Raw genomic sequence first — 18,665 nt, forward strand, 5'->3', positions numbered from 1 at the left:
ATCGAGGCGTTGCCGCCTTCGCGGCGAAACTCAGCCCTGGCCCATCAGTTCGTCGAACGAGACTTCCTTGTCCTTGACCTGGGCCCTGGACAGCACGAACTCCGTGACGTTGTTCTCGATCACCACGGCCTCGACCTCGGCCAGGCGGCGGTTGTCGCCGTAGTACCAGCGCACCACCTCGGCCGGCTTCTCGTAGCTGGCCGCCAGTTCCTCGACATGGGCGCGGACCTGCTCCGGCTTGGCCTGCAGGTCGTTGGCGCGCACCAGTTCGGCCACCACCAGGCCCAGGCGCACGCGGCGCTCGGCCTGCGGGCGGAACAGGTCGTCCGGGATGGGGGCCTTGTCGGCGTCCTTGACGCCGCGCTGCTTGAGGTCGGCGCGGGCGCCCTCGACCATGCGGTCCAGCTCGGCCTGGACGCTGCTGCGGGGCAGGTCGAGCTCGGCCTTGGCGACCAGCGCGTCCATCACGGCCTGCTTGTTGCGGGCCAGCAGGCGGAACCTGACCTCGCGCTCGAGGTTCTTCTTGATGTCGGCGCGCAGGGCCTCCACCGTGCCTTCGGCAATGCCCAGGGATTTGGCCAGTTCCTCGTTCACCTCGGGCAGCCTGGCCGCCTCGATCTTCTTGACGGTGACCATGAAATCGGCCGTCTTGCCGGCCACGTCCTTGCCGTGGTAGTCCTCCGGGAAGGCCAGCGGGAAGGTCTTGCTCTCGCCCGACTTCATGCCGCGCACGGCGTCCTCGAATTCCTTGAGCATCTGGCCCTCGCCGACCAGGAACTGGAAGTCGGAGGCCTTGCCGCCCTGGAAGGGTTCGCCATCGATCTTGCCCTCGAAGTCCACGGTGACGCGGTCGCCCTCCTGGGCGCCGGAGTCCTGCGGGCGCTGGGCGAAGGTGCGGCGCTGCTTGCGCAGGATGTCCAGGGTCTTGTCGATCGCTTCCTCGCTGACCTGCGCCGCGAGCTTCTCGACCTCGGCGGTGGCCAGGTCGCCGATCTTGACTTCGGGGAACACCTCGAACACCGCGTCGAAGGCCAGCTGGCCCTCGGGCGCCTCTTCCTTCTCGGTGATCTTCGGCTGGCCGGCCACGCGCAGCTTGGCTTCGTTGGCGGCCTGGGCGAACGCCTCGCCGACCTTGTCGTTCATCACCTCGAAATGGACCGAATAGCCGTAGCGCTGCGCCACCACGTTGATCGGCACCTTGCCGGGGCGGAAGCCGTCCATCTTCACGGTGCGCGCCAGCCGCTTGAGGCGGGAGTCGACTTCGGACTTGATCGCATCGGCGGGCAGCGTCAGCGTGATCTTGCGCTCGAGCTTGTCCAGGGTTTCAACGTTCACGGCCATGGTGGTTCTCTCTTCGATGGGTCGGGTGTGGTGCGCGGGGTCGGACTCGAACCGACACGCCCGTGAAGGCGTCAGGACCTAAACCTGGTGCGTCTACCCATTTCGCCACCCGCGCAGTCCAAAAGCAGGGCGGGCGGCCGGATTGGAACACCGGCCGCCCGCCCGAATTCGGTCAACTGGCGATTTTAGCGGCCTTCGCCCCATGACGAATGACCGCCGGGCTTCGCCCCGGCTGATGACGAATGGCCCAGTCATTCGTCATTCAAGCCGCGCAGCGGCGAGGTCATTCGTCACCGGCGCCCGCGCAGCGGTCTCGCGCCGGACGCGGAACCAGGCGGCGTACATCGCCGGCAGGGCCAGCAGCGTCAGCACCGTGGCCACGACCAGGCCGCCCATGATGGCCACCGCCATCGGGCCCCAGAACACCGAGCGCGAGAGCGGGATCATGGCCAGCACCGCCGCGGCCGCCGTCAGCACGATGGGCCGCAGCCGCCGGACGGCCGATTCCACGATCGCGTCCCAGGCCGGCACGCCGCGCGCGCGGTCCTGCTCGATCTGGTCGACCAGGATCACCGAATTGCGCTGGATCATCCCCATGAGCGCGATCACGCCGAGCAGCGCCACGAAGCCGAACGGCCGGTCCAGCAGCAGCAGCGCCCCGGCCACCCCGGCAATGCCCAGCGGCCCGGTCAGGAACACCAGCAGCGACCGGCTGAAGCTCTGCAACTGCAGCATCAGCAGCGTGAAGGTGATGAACAGCATCACCGGCACCCCGGCGGAAATCGACGACGACCCCTTGGAGCTCTCCTCCACCGCGCCCGCCACCTGGATGCGATAGGCCGGCGGCCACTTCGCTTCCAGTTCGCGCAGCGAGGGCAGCAACTGGTTCGTCACGGTCGCTCCCTGCAGGCCTTCGACCACGTCGCCCTGCACCGTGATCGCGTAGCTGCGGTTCTCGCGCCACATCACCCCCGGTTCCCAGGTGAACACCGGCCGCGCGATCTGCGTCAGCGGGATGGACTTGCCGGAGGCCGTGGGGAGGTAGGCATTGGCGATGTCCGTGATCGCATTGCGCTCGTCCAGGGGCTGGCGCAGCACGATTTCGATCAGCTTGTCGCCCTCGCGGTACTGGCCCACCGGGGTGCCCGCCAGGATGGTGCGGGATGCCTGGGCGATCGACTGGCTGGTGACGCCCAGCGCGCGTGCCTTGGCCTGGTCGACTTCCAGCCGCAGCACCTTCACCGGCTCGTTCCAGTTGTCGTTCACGCCGCGCAGGTTGGCGTTGGCGCGCAGCAGGGCCTTCACCTCGTCGGCGTGGGCGCGCAGTTCGGCCGGTTCCGGGCCGACGACGCGGAACATCACCGGGTAGGGCACGGGGGGCCCGTTGGGCAGCAGCGTGACGCGGCCGCGCACCTCGGGGAACTCCCCGGCCAGCAACGCGGGCAGTTTCCTGCGCAGGGCTTCCCGCGTGCGCAGGTCCTGCGGCATCACGATCAGCTGCGACACGTTGGTCTGAGGGAAGATCTGGTCCAGCGGCAGGTAGAAGCGCGGCACGCCCGAGCCCACCCAGGCGCTCACGCCGGTGACGCCCGGCTCGCGCAGCAGGCGCGCTTCGACGCGCCGGGCGACGTCCTCGTTGGCGCTGAACGAAGTGCCCTCGGGCGACCACAGGGCGACCAGGATCTCGGGCCGGCTGGAATCGGGGAAGAACTGCTGCTGGACCTTGCCCATGCCGGCGATCCCCAGCGCGAACACCGCCAGCGTGGCACCCATCGTGATCCAGCGGTGCTCCACGCACCAGTCGACCGTGCGCCGGAAGCCGCGGTAGAACGGCGTGTCGAAGTGCTCGTGGTGTTCGGCGGAGACCGGCCTGGCCTTGAGCAGCAGCGTGCCGAGGTACGGCACGAAGTAGACCGACACCAGCCAGCTGAGCACCAGCGCGATGGCGGTGACGGCAAAGATCGCGAAGGTGTATTCGCCCACCGTCGACTTCGCCAGCCCGATCGGCAGGAAGCCGGCCGCGGTGACCAGCGTGCCGGTCAGCATCGGCATGGCGGTGACCTCGTAGGCGAAGGTGGCGGCGCGCACCCTGTCGTAGCCCTCCTCCATCTTCCGCACCATCATCTCCACCGCGATGATGGCGTCGTCCACCAGCAGGCCCAGCGCGATGATCAGCGAGCCCAGCGAGATCTTGTGCAGGCCTATGCCCCAGTAGTGCATGGCCAGGAAGGTCACCGCCAGCACCAGCGGGATGGTGATGCCCACCACCAGTCCGGGGCGCATGTCCACGTACCAGCGCTTCCAGAGCGGCAGATGCGGCGTGCCGGGGCGCTTGTGCAGGCCCAGGCTGATGAAGCTCACGGCGAGCACGATCACCACGGCCTCGGCCAGCACCTTGACGAATTCGCCGACCGAGGTCGCCACGGCGCGCGGCTGGTCCTGGACCTGCACCAGCCGGATGCCGGCGGGCAGGCCGTCCTCGATGCGGTTGAAGGACGAGCGCAGCGACTCGCCCAGGCCGATGATGTCGCCGCCCCTGGCCATGGACACCCCGAGCGCGATCACCTCGCGGCCGTCGTGCCGCACCTTGACCACGGGCGGGTCGACGTAGCCCCGCCGGATCTCGGCAATGTCGCCCAGCCGCAGCTGGCTGCCCGAGCTGCCGCGGATCGGCATGGCGGCCAGCTGCTCGACGGCCTGGAACTGGCCGCCCACCCGCACCTGCACCACGTCCAGCGGCGTCTGCACCGCGCCGGCCGACTCCACCGCGTTCTGCTGCCCGAGCTGCTGCAGCACCTGGTTCAGGTCCAGTCCCAGCTGGGCCAGGCGCTTCTGCGAGACTTCGACATACAGCTTCTCGTCCTGCACGCCGAACAGCTCCACCTTGGCGACGTCGGGCACGCGCAGCAACTGCTGGCGCACATCGTCGGCAAAGGTCTTGAGTTCGGCGTAGCTGAAGCCCGGCTCGGCCTCCAGCGCGTAGATCACGCCGTAGACGTCGCCGAATTCGTCGTTGAAGAACGGCCCCTGGACGCCCTGCGGCAGGGTGAAGCGCATGTCGCCCACCTTCTTGCGCACCGTGTACCAGACGTTGGCGACCTCCGACGGCTTCGACGAGTCCCTGATCTGGAAGATGATCTGCGACTCGCCCGGCTTGGAATAGCTGCGGATGATGTCGGCATAGGGCACCTCCTGCAGCGTGCGCTCGATCTTGTCGGTGACCTGCTCCGCCACCTGTTGCGCGGTCGCGCCGGGCCAGTGGGTGCGCACCACCATCGCCCGGAAGGTGAAGGGCGGATCCTCGTCCTGCCCGAGCTGGTAGTAGGCGGCGAAGCCCAGCGCCAGCAGCGCGACCATCAGGTAGCGGGTCAGCGCCGGATGGTCCAGCGCCCATTTCGACAGGTTGAATCGCGGCCGCGTGCCGCCGTCACCGGTCATGCCCGCCTCACCGCGCCGCCACCGGCTGGACGGCGGCTGCGAGCGCCGGCTGCGCCGGCGCGGGCGCACTGGCCGCGACGGGACGTTCCTCGTAGATGCGCACCTTCTGGCCCGCGGCCAGCACGTGGACGCCGGCGGACACGACCAGCATGCCGGGCTGCAGGCCCGCCGCGATCACGGCCTCGTTGCCGTCGGCGGTGGCGACCTGCACGGGCTGCGAGCGCAGGGTCATGGTGGCGCGGTCCAGCACCCAGACCGCGCTGCCCTGCCCCTCCTGGCGCAGCGCGCTGGTGGGCAGCTTGATCACCGCCGTGCCGGCATGGGCCAGCGCCTGCGGCGAGACATAGGCGGTGGATCCCAGGGGCGGCTGCGCGTCGGCCGGCAGCGACACCTTCACGGCGTAGGTGCGCGTGACCGGATCGGCGCTGGCCGCCACTTCGCGCACCTCTGCCTCGATCGCCCCGCCGCCGGACCACAGGCGCACGCCGACCGGGGAGCCCGGACGGATCGCCGTCACCTTGTCTTCCGGCACCGAGAACAGCACGTCGCGCGGGCCGTCGCGCGCGATGCGCACGACCGGCGAGCCGGCACCGACCACCTGGCCCGGCTCGGCCTCGACGCCCGTGATCACGCCGGCGGCGTCGGCCGAGAGGCTGGTGTAGCCGGCCTGGTTGGACTGGGACGCGAGTTGCGCCTGGGCCTGCTCCAGCTGCGCCTGGGCCGCCTTGAGCGAGGCCTCGCGCCGCTGCAGTTCGGCGCCGCTGATGAAGTTCTGGTCCTCGAGGGCGGCAAAGCGCTTGAAGTCGGCGAAAGCGAGATCGCGCTGCGTGGCCGCGGCCGCGACCTGGGCCCGCGCCGCGTCGGCGGCCAGCCGGTAGTCCCGGGCGTCCAGCTGCGCCAGCACCTGGCCCGGCTGCACGCGCTGGCCCGGTTCCGCATGGCGCTGCACGATCTTGCCGGCCACCCGGAACCCCAGCCGGGACTCCACGCGCGGGCGGACCTCGCCGGCGAACTCGTGCGCGGAGGACCAGGCTGTCGCCCCCACCGTCAACACCTTGACCGATCGAACCGGCTCGGGCGCCGGCTGCGGCTTGGAACAGGCGGCGAGCACGGCGGCGAGGAGCAGCGGTGCGAGCCGCCACGCGGATGCGGAAGGCTTTGTCATGGGTGCGGGGGGCTAAAGGACGGGTTACTGACTGACCGGTTAGTAATCTAAAGGCTGCCGCAGGGCGCTGTCAAGGCGAGAATCTCGGCCCGTGACCGCCAACCCATCCGCGACTCCGGTCGAGCACTACGAGAACTTCCCGGTTGCCTCCTGGCTGTGCCCGCCGCGGCTGCGGCCAGCCGTGGCAGCGATCTACCGGTTCGCACGGACGGCCGACGACCTGGCGGACGAAGGGCCTGCCTCGCCGGCGCGCCGGCTGGCGGACCTGGCCGAATACCGGGCCGACCTCGCGGCGGCCGCCCAGGGACCGGGGCGCTCGGCGCGCTGGCCGCAGGTGTTCGGCCCGCTGGCCGGCGCCATGGCCGACTGGCGGCTGCCCCTGCCCCTGCTGCAGGACCTGCTGTCCGCCTTCGAGCAGGACGTGGCGAAGACACGCGACGGCGCCGCTTACCGCGATCGCGACGAATTGCTGGAGTACTGCCGGCGCTCCGCCAATCCGGTCGGGCGCCTGATGCTGCACCTGTACGGCGTCGGCGACGCCGCCTCCATGGCGCAGAGCGATTCGATCTGCACGGCCCTCCAGTTGATCAACTTCTGGCAGGACATCAGCCAGGACCTCGCCCGCGGGCGGCGCTACCTGCCCGAGAGCGATTGCCGCGCCCACGGCGTCGATCCGGTCCTGCCGGCGGCGGCACCGCCGCAGCGGCGGCAGGCGCTGGTGCGCGCCGAATGCGAGTGGGCACGCGAGCTGATGCGGGCCGGCGCCCCCCTGGTGCGGCGGGTGCCGGGCCGGGCCGGCTGGGAGCTGCGCGGCGTGGTGCAGGGCGGCCTGCGCATCCTGGACCGCATCGCGGCCCTGGGCTTCGACACCTTCGCGCACCGGCCCAAGCTGCGCGCCCTGGACATGCCCGTGATCGCGGCACGCATGCTGCGGATGTGACAATCGCCGCATGACCCCCGATCAATACGTCCAGGAGAAGGCGGCAGCATCGGGCAGCAGCTTCTACTACGCCTTCCTGTTCCTGCCCCGGCAGCGCCGCGCGGCGATCACTGCGTTCTATGCCTTCTGCCGCGAAGTCGACGACGTGGTCGACGAAGTGAACGAGCCCAGCGTGGCCCAGGCCAAGCTGGCCTGGTGGCAGGACGAAGTGGCCCGCGCCTTTGCCGGCGAGCCCCAGCACCCCGCCTTGCGGGCCCTGATGCCCGTGGCCGCCGAATTCGGCATCGAGGAGCGCCAGCTGCAGGCCGTGATCGAGGGCTGCCGCATGGACCTGCAGCAGACCCGCTACCCGGACTTCCCGACGCTCGAGAGCTACTGCCACCTGGTCGCAGGCGTCGTCGGCGAGGTGGCGGCCCGCATCTTCGGGCAGCAGGACCCGGGCACCACGGCCTACGCGCACCGCCTGGGGCTGGCGTTCCAGCTCACCAACATCATCCGCGACGTCGGCGAGGACGCGATGCGCGGGCGCATCTACCTGCCGGTCAGCGAGCTGCAGCAGTTCGAGGTCCAGGCGCACGAGATCACGAAGCGCCAGTACTCGGATCGCTTCAGTGCCCTGATGCGGTTCCAGGCCGAACGCGCCCATCGCCTCTACGACGAGGCGCTCGCCCTGCTGCCGGCCGCCGACCGCCGCAGCCAGAAGCCCGGGCTGATGATGGCCAGCATCTACCGCACCCTGCTGCGCGAGATCGAGGCCGACGACTTCCACGTGCTGCACCAGCGCATCAGCCTGACGCCGATCCGCAAGCTCTGGCTGGCCTGGAAGGTGCAGGCGCTGGGCCGGATGTGAGCGACGCCTCCCTCAGGCTGGCGGTCGTCGGCGCCGGCTGGGCCGGGCTCGCCGCGGCCGTCGCTGCCACGCTCGCGGGGCACGCCGTGGTGCTGTTCGAAGCGGCGCGCCAGCCGGGCGGCCGGGCCCGCAGCCTGCCGGTCGACCTGCCGGGCGGCGGCACGGCCACGCTGGACAACGGCCAGCACATCCTGATCGGTGCCTATCGCGACACCCTGGCCCTGATGCGCCAGGTCGGCGTGCGGCCCGCGCAGGTCCTGCGCCGGTTGCCGCTCACGTTGCAGCGGCCGGACGGCAGGGGCCTGTCGCTGCCGGACTGGCCCGCTCCCCTCGATGCGGCCTGGGGCATCCTGTCGGCGCGAGGCTGGTCGGCCGCCGACAAGCTGTCGCTGCTTGCGCATGCCACGCGCTGGCGCCTGCGCGATTTCGCATGCCCCGACGACTGGACGGTGCTGCGCCTCTGCGCCGGCCTGAGTGAAAACGTGCTGCGCGACCTGGTCGAGCCGCTGTGCGTCGCCGCCCTGAACCTGCCCGCCGCGCGCGCCAGCGCCGGCGTCTTCCTGCGCGTGCTGCGCGACGGACTGTTCGGGGCGCGGCAGGACGGCTGGGGCGCCTCCAACCTGCTGATCCCGAGCGCCGACCTCGGCCGGGTCTTTCCCGATGCGGCGGCGGCCTGGCTGGCGACGCACGGCGCCGATCTGCGGCTGGGCGCCCGCGTGCAATCGGTGCAGCCCGATGCCGGCGGGTGGCGGCTGGACGGCGAGCCATTCGACGCCGTGGTGCTGGCCTGCCCGGCGTGGGAGGCGCAGCGCCTGGTTGCGGCGAGCGGTGCGCAGGCAGGCGATTGGCTGTCGGCGGTGAACGGGCTCGCGCACGAGCCGATCGCCACCGTCTACACCCGCGGCGGCCCGCGCCTGCCGCTGCCCATGCTGGCGCTGGACGTCCGGCCGGGGCAGCCGGCGCAGTTCGTGTTCGACCGCGCGCAGCTCGGCGGACCGCAGGGCGTGCTGGCGTTCGTGGCCAGTGCCGCCCAGGGCGACGCCCGCAGCCTGGAGGGCCAGGTGCTGCAGCAGGCGCTGGCACTTGGCTGGCACGTGCAGCCGCTCAAGACCGTGCTGGAAAAGCGCGCCACCTTCGCCTGCGTCCCGGCCTTGCGACGCCCCGGCGCGCGGGTCGCGGCCGGCCTGCTGGCCTGCGGCGACTACGTGCAGGGCCCCTACCCCGCCACCCTCGAAGGGGCGGTCCGCTCGGCGCTGGAAGCGGTGGCGCGGCTCAGGCCGGCGGCCGGCCGCCCCCGGCAAGCCGGGCTCCGCTCAGGCCAGCAGGTCGCACAGCTGTGACAGCGTCGTGACGGTGGCGTGCGGCTGCTGCTCGTGCGGCCACAGGCTGTCGAGCCGGTTGACCCAGACCGCCTGCATGCCGGCATTGAGCGCACCCACCACGTCCAGCGTGGCATCGTCGCCCACGTGCAGCACGTCCCCGGGCCGGGTTGCGACGGCACCGGCGGCGGCATGGAAGATGCGCGGGTCGGGCTTGCCGACGCCGAACTCGCGCGCCGTGACCGCGGCCCGGAAGTACCCGGCCAGCCCGATGCGCTCCAGGTCGGCATTGCCGTTGGAGAGGCTGACCAGCGGGTAGCGTTGCGACAACTCCTGCAGGGCCGGCAGCACGTCGGCGAACAGCACCACCTGCTGGCGGGCGTCGAAGAAGGCCGCGAAGGCGTCGTCGGCCAGCAGCGGATCCTCCCCTGCGCGGTACAGGGCCAGCCGGATGGCCTCCCGGCGCAGCGTGCTCAGGTCATGGCGAAGCTCGGGGCGCTGCTCCGCCAGGTGCTGGCGTATCTCGGTCAGCGCGGCCGGATTGGCGAACAGGGCGGCGGCCATGGGGGCATGGTCCACCAGCCATTGGTGCAGCACCTTCTCGGCGCGCTCGATCGTGGGCCAGATCGGCCACAGGGTGTCATCGAGGTCCAGGCTGATCGCCTTGACCCTTCGGGTGTCCAGCATGCAGGCGAGAATAACCGGATGCCGTCGTCATCGCGATTTCGCACCGAGCCACCGGCCTTGCCGGGTACCACGGGATCCGGCACCGGGGTTCTGCTGTGCAACCTGGGCACGCCGGAGCAGCCGACCGTGGCCGCGGTGCGGCGCTACCTGCGCGAGTTCCTGTCCGATCCCCGGGTCGTGGAGATACCGCGCGCGGCGTGGCTGCCCTTGCTGTATGGCGTGGTGCTGCCGCTGCGGCCGGCGAAGTCGGCTGCCAAGTACGCCAGCATCTGGACCAACGAAGGCTCGCCGCTGAAGCTGTGGACCGAACGCCAGGCCCGGCTGCTGCAAGGCTGGCTGGGTGAAGCCGGGCACCGGGTGAAGGTGCGCTACGCGATGCGCTACGGCCGGCCATCGATCGGCGCGCAACTCGATGCGCTCAAGGCCGAGGGCGCCGGCCGGATCGTGGTGCTGTGCGCCTATCCGCAGTACTCGGGCACCACCACCGCCAGCGTGCTCGATGCGGTCGGCGACTGGGCGGCGGGCGCGCGCCTGGTACCCGAACTGCGCTTCGTGACGCGCTTCGGCGACGATTCCGGCTACATCGACGCGCTCGCCGCGCGCATCAACGGCTACTGGCGCGAGCACGGCAAGCCGACGCATTTCGTCATGAGCTTCCACGGCGTGCCCGAGCGCGCCGTCCGCCTGGGCGATCCGTACGAGGCCGAATGCCGCCAGACCGCCAAGCTGCTGGCAGGCCGGCTCGGGCTGGCTCCCGCCGCCTACACCGTGAGCTTCCAGTCGCGATTCGGGCGCGCCCGGTGGCTGGAGCCCTACACCGAGCCCACGCTGCGCGCGCTGGGGCGCAAGGGCGTGGAGCGGGTCGACGTGGCCTGCCCCGGCTTCGTGGCCGATTGCCTGGAAACGCTGGAAGAGATCGCGCAGGAGGGCCGCCACGCCTTCCTCGGCTCGGGCGGCAAGGCATTCCACTACATCCCCTGCCTCAATGCCGAACCGGCGTGGATCCGCGCACTCGGGGAACTCACGACGCGGCACCTGGCCGGCTGGCCGACGAGGGCCTCCGGCAATTAGGCGCACCGGATCGTGTCCTTGCGGCCTCGAGCCGCAATCCCTCTCCGGAGCTCGAAACAGATCGCGCGGATTCCGGCAACCGGAGGTGGATTCCGGCTTTCGCCGGAATGACAACGCTATCTGTCATTGCGGCCTCGAAGCCGCAATCCATCTCCCGAGCTCGAAACAGATCACGCGCGCACTCGGTCAGCCGGGAGGTGGATTCCGGCTGAATGACATGGACGTGGGTTCCAGGGACGGGGCGCATCCCGGCCGGTGCGTTGCTGCAGCCTCAAGCGGGGACCCTTTGCGCCACTTGCGCGGCCCGCTCGGCTTCGTCGATGAACCCGGCCACGAGGTCGAGTTGGTCCGGCACGTTCAGCGCCGGCGCGTGGCCGCAGCCGGGCACTTCCACCACGCGCAGCTTCCCGCGCACGCCGGGGCCGCGGCGCTGCATTTCCTCGACGGCATCGGGCAGCACCAGGTCGGACTCGGCGCCGCGCAGGCACAGCACCGGCACCTCGATCGCGTCCCAGTGCGCCCAGGTTTCGTAGTCGTTCGGGTGGTCGATGAACTGGCGCACCATGGCCGGGTCGTAGTGCGGTGTCACCCGCCCATCCGGCAGGCGGCGGGTCGAGGTTTCGGTCAGGCGCCGCCACTGGGCGTCGCTCAGCCAGCCGTAGGGCTTGTAGACCTGCCGGAAGAAGGCCTCCAGTTCCGCCATCGTGCCGAAGGCCGGCGGGTTGCCGGCGTACTGCTTGATGCGCTCCACCGCCGCCGGCGCGAGGCGCGGCGCGTTGTCGTTGAGGACCAGGCTGCGGATGCGGGCCTTCATGCTCGGCAGCACCAGGCCGCCCGCACAGACCGTGCCGATCGCCCCGCCCATCGAGGTGCCGACCCAGTGCGCGCCGGCGATGCCCAGCTGGGTGAACAGGTCGGCCGCCAGCTGGGCATAGAAGGCCAGCGTGTACTCCGACTGCGGCTGCGGGCTCCACTGCGAGAAGCCGCGGCCCAGCGTGTCCGGGCAGATCACCCGATAGCGCGCCGCCAGGTGCGCGGCCAGTTCGTCCATGTCGCGGCCGGTGCGCGCCAGGCCGTGCCAGGCGATGACGGTGCCGCGGTGCTGCGCGCCCCACTCCATGAAGTGGATCTCGCGGCCGGCGCAGGTGACGTAGTTCGAGCTCGGGCCCATGGGACAGACGCCTTTCTTGCGGAGAGGAGAATCGTTGGGGACAGAGCGCTCGCTGCGCCCGTGGTCAGTCCCCAAAGTCATTTGGTCAGTGCGGGGCTGCGGCGCGGCTGGCTGGCCGGTGGCCGGGGCTGCGGCGGGCGCGGCTTGATCGAGCGCAGCTTGCCGACGATGCCGGTCGGGAAGTAGTAGACCGACAGCACGAACAGCAGGCCCAGCCACAGCAGCCAGCGGTCCGGCGACAGCAGTGCGGACAGCCAGGGCAACCCCGAGGTGGCCTCGCTGGCCAGCCGCAGCAGGTCCTGCAGGTAGCTCTGGGCCACCACGAACAGGGCCGAGCCGATCACGGCGCCATAGATGGTGCCCATGCCGCCGATCACCACGATCAGCAGCACGTCCAGCATGATCTCGAAGGACAGCGAGGTGTCCGGGCCGTTGTAGCGCAGCCAGATCGCCAGCATCGCGCCGGCCAGGGTCGCGAACAGGGCCGACAGGATGGCGGAGGTGGTGCGGTACACGACCACCCGGTAGCCGACGGCCTCGGCGCGGAACTCGTTCTCGCGGATCGCCTGGGTGACGCGGCCGAAGGGCGAGTTCACGATGCGCAGCATGGCCAGCACCAGCACCACGGCGACCCCGAACAGCAGGTAGTAGCTCAGCAGCCGGCCGTCCAGGTCGACCCCGAACAGCGGCGTCGACGACAGCTCGAAGCTGGGCTGCAGCTGCGGCGGCACCTTGAAGGTCAGGCCGTCCTCGCCGCCGGTGAACTCCGACAGCTGCGAGGCCAGGGTCTGGAAGGCGGCGGCGAAGGCCAGCGTGATCATCGAGAAGAAGATCGCGCGCACCCGCAACGAGAACAGGCCGATGGCCAGCGCCAGCAGGAAGGACAGGGCCAGCGCGCAGCCGATGCCCAGCGCCAGCGCGCCCCAGCCCGGGCCCATGCGGGTGAGCGCGATCGCCACCCCGTACGCGCCGATGCCGAAGAACATGGTGTGGGCGAAGCTGACGATGCCGGTGTAGCCCAGCAGCAGGTCGAAGCTGGCCACCAGCACGATGAACACCAGCACCTTGGCGGCCACGTTCAGGGCCTTGACGCCGGGCACCAGGAAGGGGGTGAAGGCCAGCGCCAGCACGATGGCCACCAGCAGCACGGCCAGCACGCGGCTGCGGGGCAGGTCGTGGGACAGCAGTCGGTTCAGCATGGCCTACTTGCTCAGGGCATAGACGCCCTGCGGCCGCCACAGCAGGATGGCCATCATCAGGACGATGTTGGAGAACAGCGCCGCCTTGGGCACCAGGAAGCCGGTGTAGTTGGCCATCAGCCCCACCAGCAGCGCCCCGATCAGCGCACCGGTGGTGGAACCCAGCCCGCCGATGATCAGCACGATGAAGATCAGCACGTTGACCTGCGCGCCCATCTGCGGGATCACGTTCTGCTGGTACAGGCCCCACATCACGCCGCCCAGCCCGGCCAGCGCGCTGCCGACCACGAACACGCCCACGAACAGGATGCTGATGCGGTAGCCCAGCGACTCCACCATCTCGCGGTCCTGCACGCCGGCGCGGATCAGCAGGCCGATCTTGGTGCGGGTGAGCGTCCACAGCAGCACCGCGAACACCAGCAGGCCGACGATCACCGCCAGCAGCCGGTACTTCTCGACCGCGGCGTCGCCCAGGTAGTAGGAGCCGCGCAGGCCCTCGGGCAGCGGCAGCGGGATCTGCAGCGGGCCCCAGATCACCTTGATCAGCTCCTCGCCGATGATCATCCCGCCCATGGTGATCAGGATCTGCTTGAGGTGGTTGCCGTACACCGGGCGCACGATGAAGCGCTCGAAGGCCAGCCCCACGGCCGCGGCCACCAGCATCGCGACCACCATGGCCGGCAGCACCGCCAGCAGGTTGGTCCACAGGCTGCCCGAGGCCGTGTAGTCGCCCATGGCGCCCAGCACGCTGGTGGCGACGAAGGCGCCCAGCGCGATGAACACGCCATGGCCGAAGTTCAGCACGTCCATCAGGCCGAACACCAGCGTCAGGCCGGAGGCGATGATGAAGATGATCATGCCCATGGCCAGCCCGGCGACGGTGAGCGTGACCCAGATGGAGGACGAGCCGATGAAGGGCAGCACCAGCAGCGCGAGCAGCGGCACCAGCGCCAGCGGCTTCCAGTCGAGATCGAGCTTGTTCATAGCGCCAGCCCCAGCAGCGAGTGCTGCAGTTCCTCGTCGTCGGCCAGCGCCTTCATGGTGCCGGCGTGGACGATGCGTCCGTTGTCCATCACCGCCACGGTGTCGCCCAGCCGCCGGGCGAAGTTGAAGTTCTGCTCGACCAGCAGGATGGTCACGCCGCTGGCCTTGAGCTGGCCGAAGGCGTCGATCATGTTGTTGATGATGGCCGGCGCCAGGCCCTTGCTGGGCTCGTCGATCACCAGCAGTTCGCGCGGCTCGACGATCGCGCGCGACACCGCCAGCATCTGCTTCTGCCCGCCCGACAGCTTGCCGGCCGGGTGGTTCCAGAATTTCTCCACGGCCGGGAACAGCGTGAAGATCCACTGCAGCCGGGTGTCGTCGATCTGGGCCGCGGTCTTGGCACCGCGCGCCGCCAGCAGCATGTTCTCGCGCACCGTCAGGTCGGCGAAGATGCCCATGTTCTCCGGCACGTAGGCCACGCCCAGGCCGGCGATCTGCGGCGTCGGCAGCGCGGTGATGTCGCGCCCGCCCAGCGTGATCGTCCCGGCGGAGGCCTTCCACAGGCCCATGATGGTCCGCAGCGTGGTCGTCTTGCCGGCCCCGTTGCGGCCCAGCAGCATGGTCAGCTGCCCGCGCGGCACGGCGAGGTCCACGCCATGCAGGATGTGGTACGCGCCGATATGGGTGTGGACGCCCTCCAGGGTGAGCAGGGCGTTCATGGCTGTTCTCCCCTTCCCCCGGACGGGGGAAGGCCGGGATGGGGGGGAGCGTCAGTACCGCTGGAAGCGTCCGGGGGCGACAGCCCCAGGTACGCTTCCTGCACGACCGGCGAGGCGATCACCTCCGCCGGCTCGCCATCGGCCACCAGCGAGCCGTTGTGCAGCACGATGATCCGGTCCGCGAGCTCGCGCACCACGTCCATCTTGTGCTCCACCAGCAGGATGGTCTTGCTCTTGTCGGCCTTCAGCCGCCGGATCAGGTCCAGGATCACCGGCGCCTCGGCGTGGTTCATCCCCGCCGTCGGCTCGTCGAACATGTAGACCTGCGGCTCCAGCGCCATCAGCAGCGCCACTTCCAGCTTGCGCTGGTCACCGTGCGGCAGGTTGGCCACCAGCTCGTGCTCCTTGTCCTTGAGCGCGATGGACTCCAGGATCTCGTCGGCGCGCCGGGTCAGCGCGGCGTGGTCGCTCCACACGCTCCACAGGTTGAAACCGTGGCGGTGCTGGCCCTCGCGGGTGGCCTGCACGGCCAGCCGCACGTTCTCCAGCACCGACAGGCGAGGAAACAGGTTGGTGAGCTGGAAGGCGCGGCCCAGGCCGGCACGGGTGCGCTGCGAGGCCGATTCGCCCGACAGGTCGCGCCCGCCCAGCGTCACCGTGCCGCTGGTGGCCTTGAGCTGGCCGGAGATCAGGTTGAAGTAGGTGGTCTTGCCGGCGCCGTTGGGGCCCACGATGGCAGTCAGCGTGCCCGGCTCGAAGGAGCAGGTGACGCCGTTGACCGCGACGTGGCCGCCGAAGCGCACCGTCAGGTCCTGGGTGGCAAGCAGGCTCATGGTGTTCCGGGTGAGCGAAGCCCCGCCCCGCGCGCGGCCGCCGGGCTTCTCGCGAATCTCTCCAGGGGACCCGGGCGGCACGCCGCCGCCCGGAAGGGGCGGCCGCTTACTTGGCGTTGCCGTTGCGGATCGGGATGTTCATCTCGGAAGGCTTGATCTCCTTCACGAGCTGCAGCTGCACCTCGGGGCCCGGCTTGGCGTTCGGGTCCACCTTGAAGTGGTACATGGACTGCATGGCCTGGTGGTCTTCCTTGCGGAAGGTCATCGGACCCTTGGGCGTGTCGAAGGTCATGCCTTCCATCGCCGCGATCAGCTTGTTGGTGGCGGCGTCGCCGTTGGTCTTCTTCAGCGCGCCGACCAGGGCCATCGCGGCCGAGAAGCCGCCCGCGGTGAAGAAGTCCGGCGGGCTGTTGAAGCGCTTCTGGTGCTCCTTGACCAGCCAGTCGTTGGCTTCGTTCTTCGGGAACTTGTAGTAGTAGTAGCTGGCGCCTTCCATGCCCGGGAAGTTGTTGTAAGCCGCCATCGCCGGCAGGATGTTGCCGCCGGTGGCGATCTCGATGCCGTAGCGCTTGAGGTCCATGTCGGCGATCTTGAACGGGTTGCCGGCGCCGGCCCAGACGATCCAGATCACCTTGCGGCCGGGCTGGTCCTTCAGCTTCTCGATCAGCCGCTGGGCGCCGGCCGTGAAGTCGGTGGTGGTGGCCGGCAGGTATTCCTCGTGGACGATCCTGGCGGTCTTGATCGCTTCCTTGAACGCCTTGACGCCGTCGCGGCCGAAGGCGTAGTCCTGCGCCAGGGTGGCGATCGTCACGCCCGGCTTGTCCAGCGCCACGGCGTTGGAGATCGCGTCCTGCGAGCTGTTGCGGCCGGTGCGGAAGATGTACTTGTTCCACTTCTCGCCGGTGATCGCATCGGCTACGGCCGGCTCGACCAGCAGGATCTTCTTGTATTCCTCGGCCACCGGCAGCAGCGCCAGCGCCACGCCGGACGAGCTCGGCCCGACGGCGATGTCGGCCTTGTCGTCGGAATAGGCGGTGGCGAGCAGCGACTTGCCCAGGTCGGGCTTGCCCTGGTCGTCCTTCTCGATCACGGTGATCTTGCGGCCGTTGACGGCCATGCTGCCTTGGGTGGCGTACTCCAGGCCCATCATCAGGCCGGCCTGGGTCTGCTTGCCATAGGCCTCCAGCGGGCCGGTGCGGCTGTACACGTGGGCGACCTTGATCTCGCCGCCGGACTGGGCCAGGGCGATGGGCGCGGACAGGGTGGTGGCGGCCAGCGCGGCGAGCGCGACCAGGGTGCGACGTTGCATGCTTTTGTCTCCTGGAAGAAAGAAATGGAATGGATACCCGACCGGACTACAGCACTTTGCGTGCCAGCAGCAAGGGGGGCGATTTCGCAGGCAGTTGACGCGGAACCGAACCGCAGTGACCGATAAACAGTCACTTCACTGTACGGCAATCAGGCAATTGACTGGTTTTCGTACAGAACGGGTGCAGCGAGACGCTCGTACAGCTTGGCCCGCGAGATGCCCAGCAGGCGCGCGGCGGCGAGCTTGTTGCCGCCGGTCGCGGCCAGCGCCGCGGCAATGGCGGCGTGCTCGACCTCGGCCACCTGCTCGGCCAGCGGCCGCAGCCGCCGGCTGTCGGACGCGGGCTGCGGCAGCGAAGGTACGGCCGTGACCGATGCAGGCGCAATGCTCTCCACCCCCGCATCGCGCAGCACCTGCTCCAGGGAGGCCGCCTCGATGCGCTGCGACTCGCTGCGCATGGCGGCCTGCTCCAGCACGTTGCGCAGTTCGCGGATGTTGCCGGGCCAGTACTGCGCGGCCAGCAGCGCCATCGCCTCGGCACTGAGCTCCGGCGGCGGCGTTCCGTTGCGCAGCGCCATGTCTTCGCCCAGTGCCTCCACCAGCGCCGGGATGTCGGCGCGCCGCTCGCGCAGGGGCGGCACCCGGATCGGCAGCACGTTGAGCCGGTAGTACAGGTCTTCGCGGAAACGGCCTTCGCGCACCAGCGCCGCCAGGTCGCGCGAGGTGGCGGCGATCACGCGGGCGTCGAACGGCACCACCTTGTTGGACCCCAGCGGCTCGATCTCGCCTTCCTGCAGCGCCCGCAGCAGCTTGGGCTGCAGGCTGGGGGGCATGTCGCCGATCTCGTCGAGGAACAGCGTGCCGCCGTCGGCCAGCTTGAACTTGCCGTCCCGGCCCTTGCGGTCGGCCCCGGTGTAGGCGCCCGGCGCCACGCCGAAGAACTCGGCCTCCAGCAGCGTGTCCGGCACGGCGGCGATGTTGATGCTGACGAAGGCGCCGCCGGCGCGCGAGGAGCCGGCATGGATGGCATGGGCCAGCAGTTCCTTGCCGGTGCCGGTCTCGCCGAGCAGCAGCACCGGGCTGGACGAGCCGGCCGCGCGCCGCGCCTGCCGCTTGACCTCCACCGCCGCAGGGCTGGAGCCCAGGAAGCTGCCCAGCGTGTACTTGGAGCGCCGCTGCGTCGCCAGCTCGCGCCGGGCGTCGTCCAGGTCGCGCTGCAGGTGGGCGAACTTCTGGATCAGTGGCTGCAGGGTGGTCTCGGGGTGGTCGAACAGGACGATGCCGAGCGCCCCGATCACCTGCCCGCCCTCGTCGCGCAGCGGGATGCGGCTGACCACGAAGGTGCCCGCGCGGTTGGACAGCAGGTCGATCAGGATCGGCTTGCCGGTGCGGATCACCCGGTCCATCAGCGTGTTGTGCACGACCTGCGAGACCGGGTGGCCGAGGAAGTCCTCCACCCGGTCGAAGCCCAGTGCCGGCAGGAAGCGCTTGTACTGCTCGTTGATCCAGACCACGCGCTCGTCGCGGTCGACCAGCATCATGCCCTCGCTGGCGTTGGCGAACAGGTCGAACATCGACCGCGCCGCCAGCTCCAGGATGCGCTGGCCGTCGCGTGGCAGGCTGTCGTCGTGCATGCGGG

The 18,665-nt window shown here is 70.1% G+C and carries 15 protein-coding genes and 1 tRNA gene; 4 read left to right on the plus strand and 12 right to left on the minus strand.

All coding sequences use genetic code 11. The annotated features are described in order from the left end of the window. Window positions 1-30 precede the first annotated feature (30 nt). The 4 genes from tig to V6M57_RS08840 form a co-directional block, all read right to left on the minus strand. Window positions 31-1,341, minus strand: coding sequence for a trigger factor (tig, locus tag V6M57_RS08825; protein ID WP_332814614.1), 1,311 nt, complete (start codon window positions 1,339-1,341; stop codon window positions 31-33). A gap of 28 nt (window positions 1,342-1,369) precedes the next feature. Beyond that, a tRNA-Leu gene (locus V6M57_RS08830) sits at window positions 1,370-1,456 on the minus strand. Between the two features lie 143 nt (window positions 1,457-1,599). Beyond that, a complete protein-coding gene (locus tag V6M57_RS08835; protein ID WP_332814615.1) occupies window positions 1,600-4,779 on the minus strand; it encodes an efflux RND transporter permease subunit in 3,180 nt (1,059 codons plus the stop codon). Between the two features lie 7 nt (window positions 4,780-4,786). Then, window positions 4,787-5,944 (minus strand): efflux RND transporter periplasmic adaptor subunit, encoded by a 1,158-nt coding sequence (locus V6M57_RS08840; RefSeq protein WP_332814616.1) that lies wholly within the window; start codon window positions 5,942-5,944, stop codon window positions 4,787-4,789. A gap of 91 nt (window positions 5,945-6,035) precedes the next feature. Between V6M57_RS08840 and hpnC the strand changes: the two genes are divergently transcribed. The 3 genes from hpnC to hpnE are packed head-to-tail and all read left to right on the plus strand — an operon-like array spanning window position 6,036 to window position 9,074. Then, window positions 6,036-6,884 carry a squalene synthase HpnC gene (gene hpnC / locus V6M57_RS08845; protein ID WP_332814617.1) on the plus strand — a complete coding sequence of 283 codons (849 nt, stop codon included), beginning with the start codon at window positions 6,036-6,038 and terminating at the stop codon, window positions 6,882-6,884. A gap of 10 nt (window positions 6,885-6,894) precedes the next feature. Next, entirely contained in the window at window positions 6,895-7,734 is an 840-nt protein-coding gene (gene hpnD / locus V6M57_RS08850; RefSeq protein ID WP_332814618.1) for a presqualene diphosphate synthase HpnD, read from the plus strand. Beyond that, window positions 7,731-9,074 (plus strand): hydroxysqualene dehydroxylase HpnE, encoded by a 1,344-nt coding sequence (gene hpnE, locus V6M57_RS08855; protein WP_332814619.1) that lies wholly within the window; start codon window positions 7,731-7,733, stop codon window positions 9,072-9,074. Before hpnD ends, hpnE begins: the two co-directional genes overlap by 4 nt. Here hpnE and V6M57_RS08860 read toward each other — a convergent pair. Next, window positions 9,048-9,740: an HAD family hydrolase gene (locus V6M57_RS08860; protein ID WP_332814620.1), complete on the minus strand. Its 693-nt coding sequence runs from the start codon at window positions 9,738-9,740 to the stop codon at window positions 9,048-9,050. The two genes, hpnE and V6M57_RS08860, sit on opposite strands and share 27 nt — an antisense overlap. 18 nt (window positions 9,741-9,758) lie before the next feature. On the opposite strand from V6M57_RS08860, the gene hemH reads away from it, so the two are divergent. Continuing rightward, window positions 9,759-10,811 (plus strand): ferrochelatase, encoded by a 1,053-nt coding sequence (gene hemH, locus V6M57_RS08865; RefSeq protein ID WP_332814621.1) that lies wholly within the window; start codon window positions 9,759-9,761, stop codon window positions 10,809-10,811. 271 nt (window positions 10,812-11,082) lie between these two features. Here the strand turns inward: hemH and V6M57_RS08870 are convergent, their stop codons facing one another. From V6M57_RS08870 to V6M57_RS08900, 7 genes are all read right to left on the minus strand, one after another. Next, a complete protein-coding gene (locus tag V6M57_RS08870; protein WP_332814622.1) occupies window positions 11,083-11,982 on the minus strand; it encodes an alpha/beta fold hydrolase in 900 nt (299 codons plus the stop codon). 77 nt (window positions 11,983-12,059) lie between these two features. After that, window positions 12,060-13,181 carry a branched-chain amino acid ABC transporter permease gene (locus tag V6M57_RS08875; protein WP_332814623.1) on the minus strand — a complete coding sequence of 374 codons (1,122 nt, stop codon included), beginning with the start codon at window positions 13,179-13,181 and terminating at the stop codon, window positions 12,060-12,062. 3 nt (window positions 13,182-13,184) lie between these two features. Then, a complete protein-coding gene (locus tag V6M57_RS08880; protein ID WP_332814624.1) occupies window positions 13,185-14,165 on the minus strand; it encodes a branched-chain amino acid ABC transporter permease in 981 nt (326 codons plus the stop codon). Next, window positions 14,162-14,884, minus strand: coding sequence for an ABC transporter ATP-binding protein (locus V6M57_RS08885; RefSeq protein ID WP_332814625.1), 723 nt, complete (start codon window positions 14,882-14,884; stop codon window positions 14,162-14,164). The genes V6M57_RS08880 and V6M57_RS08885 overlap by 4 nt, the downstream gene beginning before the upstream one ends. Continuing rightward, on the minus strand, window positions 14,881-15,717 hold the full coding sequence (locus tag V6M57_RS08890; protein WP_332814626.1) for an ABC transporter ATP-binding protein: 837 nt from the start codon (window positions 15,715-15,717) through the stop codon (window positions 14,881-14,883). The genes V6M57_RS08885 and V6M57_RS08890 overlap by 4 nt, the downstream gene beginning before the upstream one ends. A 106-nt stretch (window positions 15,718-15,823) precedes the next feature. After that, window positions 15,824-17,026 (minus strand): substrate-binding domain-containing protein, encoded by a 1,203-nt coding sequence (locus V6M57_RS08895; RefSeq protein WP_332814627.1) that lies wholly within the window; start codon window positions 17,024-17,026, stop codon window positions 15,824-15,826. A gap of 149 nt (window positions 17,027-17,175) precedes the next feature. After that, a complete protein-coding gene (locus V6M57_RS08900; RefSeq protein ID WP_332814628.1) occupies window positions 17,176-18,660 on the minus strand; it encodes a sigma-54 interaction domain-containing protein in 1,485 nt (494 codons plus the stop codon). Window positions 18,661-18,665: the final 5 nt, after the last annotated feature.

This window comes from Ramlibacter sp. (genome assembly GCF_036676645.1).
Lineage (GTDB): Bacteria > Pseudomonadota > Gammaproteobacteria > Burkholderiales > Burkholderiaceae_C > Ramlibacter.